This is a genomic window from Brevibacillus sp. 1238 (genome assembly GCF_029892995.1).
Lineage (GTDB): Bacteria > Bacillota > Bacilli > Brevibacillales > Brevibacillaceae > Brevibacillus > Brevibacillus parabrevis.
On the sequence record NZ_JARXWC010000008.1, the window covers coordinates 272922 to 279731 of the forward strand.

Below are 6810 nucleotides of genomic sequence, written 5' to 3' on the forward strand. Positions count from 1 at the left end.
TCTCACTCTCTCTTTCTCAGCTCTGCTTGTCTGGCCAAAAGCTCCCTTCCGGCGACTTCCCGCTCTTTCAGCCTTGTTGCCTCGCCTTCATCGCCTGTTCCGGTTTCACCTGCCTGGATGCTTTTCGCCAAGCTGGCAATGGTCGGATTGGCAAACAGGTCGACAATCGGGATCGGCTTGTGGAACTCTTCTTCCAGAAGCGATTTGATGCGAATCAATGTCAAAGAGGTGGCACCCAACTCAAAAAAGTTGTCGTTGGTGCTGATCTCCTCAATCCCCAAAAACGTCTCCCAAATTTCTGCGATTCTTTGTTCGACGTGATTGGACGGCTTTTCATAGTCGACCATCGCGGAAGTGCTTTTCCGTTTTTGGCGAGCGCTTTTCGGCATGGCGACAGCATTGGCTTTTCCTGCGGGCTGCTCCAGGAACCGTATCCACTGATCCAGCCGCGCTTCCAAATCACCGGGGGAATGCACAAGATGGTGCAAGCGATCCATTGATAATACTCTGCGGAGAGCTTCGATCCCTTCTTCCGGCGTCATGGCCAGATCGCCGATCGAAGACTGATACCTCGCTTCCGCTTTCTCACGGCTCCGCCATGCTTCCCAGTCAATCGTTTTCCATTTCACGCTGCGCTGTCTGTTTCGCTTGATCGTATAGGCATCCATGAACACATTCGCCGCCGCATACGCAGCAAAGCCATACCCGCCCAGCACAGCCGCTGTCGAGGACATAAGCAGACAAAAATCAAGTGATTTTTGCTCCAATACTTGATCGAGGACGAGCACCCCGTCCATTTTCGGCTGAAAAATCGCCTGGCAAAGCCCCTCGTCCAGCTGGTCAATCGCATGGAAAAAGTGATCTCCCATGTTCGCTGCGCAATGGAAGACGCCATGGATCGTCCCGTGAGCGGCTTCGATCTCGGCTATCGCATTGGACATCTGCAAATAGTCGTCGACTTGCGCCCGGTAAACCTCGATAGTGGCTCCCGCTTGCTCTGCGTCGAGCATTTCGCGGATGCGCATGCTTCGCTCGTCCTTTTCTCCGTGCTCGGCAAGCCATGCTGCCCATTCCTGCTTCACCGGGAATGATCGTTGAATGATGGCAATCGTCGCCTGATAATGCTTGGCCAAATAGCTGCCGATCATCCAGCCGATCATGCCTGCGCCCCCGGTAATTACATAAACGCCGTTTTGGCGAAAAGGCTCTGTCTTCGGCTCTGTCACCTTGACAGGCTGATAACTTGGAACCCAGCGCTGGAAATGACGGTACGCGACCAACCGATCTGCCAACTCGTGCGCAAGCTCTTCCAGCAGCATCTTGGCCATCTGTTTGGCAGCTTCCCCGGCTTCGAGCTCGGCGGACGAAATATCAACGGTCAGCTGGCGGATGTTGTGCATCTCTTGGGGAATGACGTGCCCTAACCCAATCAGCGGCGAGTGCTCGGGAAACAGCGTCTCCTGTCCGGTCACAGCCACGGCTTCATTCGTCACGACTGCCATGCGGACGACTCTGTGCCTGTCCAGGCGCTGCAAGCCTCGCGCTGTATGCATGACGCTGTAAAAGCCTGTTTGCTGCGTCTTGTGCAAGGCAAACACATCCAGAGGGGCGCTCGGCTTTTGTCCGGCGCTCCACAAATGCAGCACATGGTCGATTCGCAGCTTTTGCTCTTGCATGCTGGCAAAAAGATTTTCGTAATCCGCGGAAGAAGCCGGATTTACCACATATCCCTGACTGCTCGCGGCAAATTCCGCACCGCTGTAGACGACGATGGGAACTTGTCCGGCAGACGACAGCTGGCGAATCAGCTCGTCGCAAAGCGAGTCCCGATTGGCGAAGACGAGATACGTTTGGTGAGCTGGCGGCTGAGCGGCAAGCGGCAACACTTTTTGCTGCCAAAGAGGGGCATAAAACCAATCCTCGATCTGCGGCTTCTTTTGCAAGTTCTTTTTCGCAGATGCTTGCTTGTCGTGCAGCATGTGAAACGGATTGCCGTCCAGCCAATGATAGTCACGCTCAAACGGATAAGTCGGCAAGGAAAGTCTGTTTCGCTTCTCGGACTGGTACAGCTTCGTCCAGTCGACAGTATGGCCTGCTCCCCACAGTTGGCCCAGACGGGTGTACAAGTAATACAGGTCGTCTACTTTTTCCTGCGGATTTCGGATGATATTGAGAATCGTATGGGCCGAGTCGCGTTGAACAAAATAACGCAGCAGAGCACTCAGATTCCGGTCTGGTCCCACTTCGACAAAAGTTAGCGCGTCTTCTTGCAAAATGTGTTGCAGACCGCGAGCAAAGCGGATCGGGTCCGTCAGCTGTCTCGCCCAGTAGCCAGGGTCTGTTGCCTGTTCAGCCGTGATCCACTCCCCGGTCATATTGGAAATAAACGAGATATGAGGGGGATGAAGCTGAATCTGCCGCATTTCCTCCTCGAACGCCTGTCTGATCGGCTCCATTAAAGCCGAGTGCAGCGCATGGGCAGTATCCAGGCGAATGCCTAGCTGTTTTTGGGACTTCAGTTGTTCCTCAAACTGCTCCACCGCTGCTCTCGTTCCTCCGACGACACAAGACGGCCCGTTGACGATGCACAAGGAGAGCGTTTCCGGAAGCAATGGCAAAAGCTCTGCTTCTGTCAGCGGGACGCTCAGCATCGCTCCCTCTTCGGTCTGCTTGATGAGCTGGCCTCTTCGGATAATCACGCGAATGGCGTCCTCTAGCGCAAACACCCCTGCCAGGCAGGCGGCCGCAAATTCCCCGAAGCTGTAGCCGATCATATAATCAGGCTTGACGTCTAGCTCTATCAGATACTTGCCGAGAGCGTACTCGAAAATGAAGACCACTAACTGGCTGATGTCGATCTGCCTGATTTTTTGCATGGCCTGCTCGCGATCCGTTTGTGGAAAGAACCACTCCTTGCTTGGCACATCCAAGTAACGGTCGAGTATCGCAAAGCAGTGATCCAGCTCTTTGCGGAATAGTGGCTCAGATCGGTACAGCCCGAGGCCCATCTCCACGTATTGATTGCCCAGCCCCGGAAACATGAAGACGATTTTCTTGTCGGCCTGCTCGACAACGCTTGTAAACAGCTTCCGCGAGCGCTTTCCTGTTTCGTTTCCAACGGACTGCAAAACCTCAGTCAATTCATCCGTATGGCTGGCAACGACAAAGCGCCTGTGCTCGAAAGCCTTTCTTCCAACCTGGAGAGTAAACGCCAAATCTGCCAAGGAAACATCCGGGTTTTTACGGATATAGTCGAGCAGATTCAGGCTGGACTGGTCCAGGGCGGTTTCACTTTTCGCCGAAAGCAGGATAAGCTGCGAGTCTCTGCCCTTCGCGGACTTAGGCAGCGGCGGCGCTTCCTCCAGGATGACATGGGCGTTTGTACCGCCGATCCCGAAAGAGCTTACTCCGGCCCGCAATGTGTCTTGGATGGCAGTCAAATCGAACAGCCTGGCATTGATCTCAAAGGGCGAGTCAGACAAGTCAATTTTCGGATTCAGCTTTTGAAAGTGCAAAGTCGGCGGCAGTAACTTATGCTGCAAACTGAGCGTTGCCTTGATGAGCCCTGCAACTCCTGCCGCTGCGTCGAGGTGGCCGATATTGGACTTGACCGAGCCGATCAGGCACGTGCCTTCCTCGCTGGCAAAAGCCGTGCGCAATGCTTCCAGCTCAATCGGATCGCCGAGTACGGTTCCTGTGCCGTGCGTCTCGACAAAGTGAATGTCGGCAAAATCTACCTCGGCCAATTGCTGGGCCGTCTGAATCACCTCGACTTGCCCTTCCACGCTTGGAGCCGTGTAGGCGCTTTTTCGATCTCCGTCGTTGTTGATCGCGGAACCTTTGATGACCGCATAAATGTGATCCCCGTCCGCGATTGCTTCTTCATAGCGCTTCAAGACGACAACCCCTGCCCCATTGCCTGGCACGGAGCCTTGACTATCTGCGTCAAACGGCTTGCAGTGCCCGTCCGGCGACAGGATCATGCCCTCCTGATACTGGTAGCCGGACTTCAACGGCAAGGAGATGCTGACACCCCCAGCCAGAGCAAGGTCGCACTCGCCGTTCAGCAATGCCTGCGCGGCAAGATGGACCGCGACAAGCGATGTCGAGCATGCCGTGTTGACGGTCATGCTCGGCCCTTTCAAATTCAGCCGATGGGCAATCTGCATCGACATAAAATCTTTGTTTGCGAGCTGGTTGGCCGAAAACGGACCGAGCAGTTGGGCGCTCTCTGACAAAAAAGCGAGGGACTGCCAGTAAAGACTGCTGGCAGCTCCCGCGTACAGACCGATCAAACCAGAGTACGTGTCAGTGCAATAACCCGCATCTTCAATCGCTTCCCAAACGCATTCGTGAAAAATGCGCACCTGCGGGTCCATGACCTCTGCTTCAAGCGGTGAATAGTTGAAAAAGGAGGCGTCGAAATATTCGCTGTTCTCCAGGTAGCCTTTTGCCGGAACGTAGTCTGGATGGGCGAGTAGCTCCGGGTCAATGCCGCTCTTTTCCAGTTCTTCCCGGGAGAAAAACGCGATCGCTTCTGTGCCATTGACCAGATTGCGCCAAAAGCCTGCGATGTCCAGCGCTCCCGGAAATCTTCCCGACATGCCGATAATGGCAATCTCAAGTCCGTTTACTTGTTTACTCATCGCTATTTGTCCCTTTTCTTTTTGATAGTCGCTGTGATCGTTTGGCATTGCCTTGCAGCAATCGCTCTTTGCGTTCCGGCACTGTCATCGTTTGCGACTTGCCTGCGTGCGCCTTCTGACTCGTGTAAGCCAGGAAAGATTCGATGGTGCGATATCGGTACAGATTGGCGATCGAAATAGTTGGATCGAGCTGCTCCGTCAAGCGCTTGTGCAAGTGGATGACGCTGAGCGAGTTTCCTCCGAGCTGGAAAAAGTCGTCACGTATGCCGACCTTTTCGATTTGCAGCACTTCTTTCCAGATCAGCGACAGTTGTTTTTCCTGCTCGGTTTTGGGCAGAACGGCTCTTTCCTTTTCCACGTTCAATGGCATGCGGGAAAGCGCCTTTCTGTCGATTTTTCCACTGGACGTATGCGGAAGCGCAGGGAGCTGCTGATAGTGCAGCGGAACCATGTAAACAGGCAAGTGCCGCTGCAAATACGCCTGTAGCTGGCCTGAATCGATCTGTTCTGTCGCGCTGTAATACGCGCAAAGCATTTTGCTCTCCGCTTGTGTTCCCTGGCTGACCACGGCAACCGTCTCGATCTTGTCTGTATAGGACTGGATCGCCGATTCGATCTCCCCCAGTTCAATCCGGAAACCGCGCAGCTTGATTTGGGTGTCTTTTCTACCCAAGTAAGCAATGTTTCCGTCTTCCAGCCAACGGGCCAGGTCGCCCGTGAAGTACAGCCGTTCTCCGGGGAGCAGCGGCAGTTCCCTGAACTTTTCTGCGGTCAGCTCCGGGCGGTTGAGATAGCCTTTTGCCAGCTGGATGCCAGCGATGCACAGCTCTCCCGGCACGCCAATCGGCGCCAAGCCGCCTTCTTCGGTGACGATGTACAGTCGGGTGTTCGCTACTGGCTTGCCGATCGGAATTAGCCGATCTTCTGCCCGCACTTCATAGAACGTCACGTCAATCGACGCCTCGGTAGGGCCGTACAAGTTGTGCAGCTCTACTCCCGGCATTTTTCGGAAGAAGCGGTCCTTCACTTCGATGCTTAGCTCTTCGCCGCTGCAAATGCAGCGCTTGAGGCAGGAAAAGGAAGCTTCGGAAGCTTCATCCGCGTTGTCCGGCAAGGTGTGGAGAAACGCTGCCAGCATGGACGGTACAAAGTGCAGCGTTGTCACTTTTTGTTCGTCGATGAGACGATACAGATACTCGGGGTCTTTTTCTCCGCCTGGCTCGGCGAAGCAGAGTACCCCTCCGATCATGAGCGGCAAAAATAGCTCCCATACCGAAACGTCAAACGTATAGGTCGTCTTTTGCAGCACGACCTCGTTTTCGTCCATGCCGTAATGCGCCGCCATCCAGCACAAGCGATTGGACATGCCGCCATGTGTCAGCATGACTCCTTTTGGCTGGCCTGTGGAGCCGGATGTGTAGAGCACATAGGCCAGGTCATCCGGCAAAAGCGGTACACCGGGGTTGGTGCGTTCATAGCTGGCGTACTGCGCTTCGTCTTCCAAATCGTAGACGGCGACATCCGCAAAAACGGCTTGATCGACCAATCCGGTTTGACTGAGGACGATGCGCATTCCGCTGTCTTCGAGCAAATACTGAATCCGTTCGGCCGGCGTGGCGGGGTCGATCGGCAAGTAGGCCGCGCCTGCCTTTTCAATCGCCAGCAGCCCGATGATCATCGCCAAGGAGCGTTCCGCCATGATGCCGACGATCTCGTTTTTCTCGCAGCCTTGCTCAAGCAAGAACCGCGCTACTTGATTCGCACGTTCGTTCAGCTCGCGATAAGTCAGTCTCTCCCCTTCGCATATCACTGCTTGCTCGTCGCCGCGCTTGCTCACCTGCTCTTCGATGAGCGCCACCACGCTGCGGCTCCAGTCCTCATCCACTTGCGTCTGGTTGAAGCCGTCCCGCAGCAGTTGTTCTTCCTCCGTAGAAATCAAGCGAATTTCTTTAATCGGCTGCTCAGAAGCCTGCAAAATTTCTTGAAGGATTTGCGTATAATGCTTGCCCATGCGCTCCACCGTGGAGGCGGCAAACAACGCCGTCGCGTACTCCAGCGCAAACCCCATCTGCCCTTGCTCTTCCCACGCTTGCAGCATCAGGTCAAACTTGGCGATGCCGCTGTGAATGTCCTGGCGTTGCACGTCCAGCCCGCGAATGCGCAA

At 54.8% G+C, this 6810-nt stretch carries 2 protein-coding genes; both read right to left on the reverse strand.

What is annotated here, in order from left to right:
• Positions 1-2: 2 nt before the first annotated feature.
• Entirely contained in the window at positions 3-4646 is a 4644-nt protein-coding gene (locus M2298_RS18980) for a type I polyketide synthase (RefSeq protein ID WP_280648900.1), read from the reverse strand.
• The coding region (locus M2298_RS18985; RefSeq protein ID WP_280648901.1) for a non-ribosomal peptide synthetase at positions 4639-6810 on the reverse strand (2172 nt) is incomplete at its 5' end. The genes M2298_RS18980 and M2298_RS18985, both read right to left, overlap by 8 nt.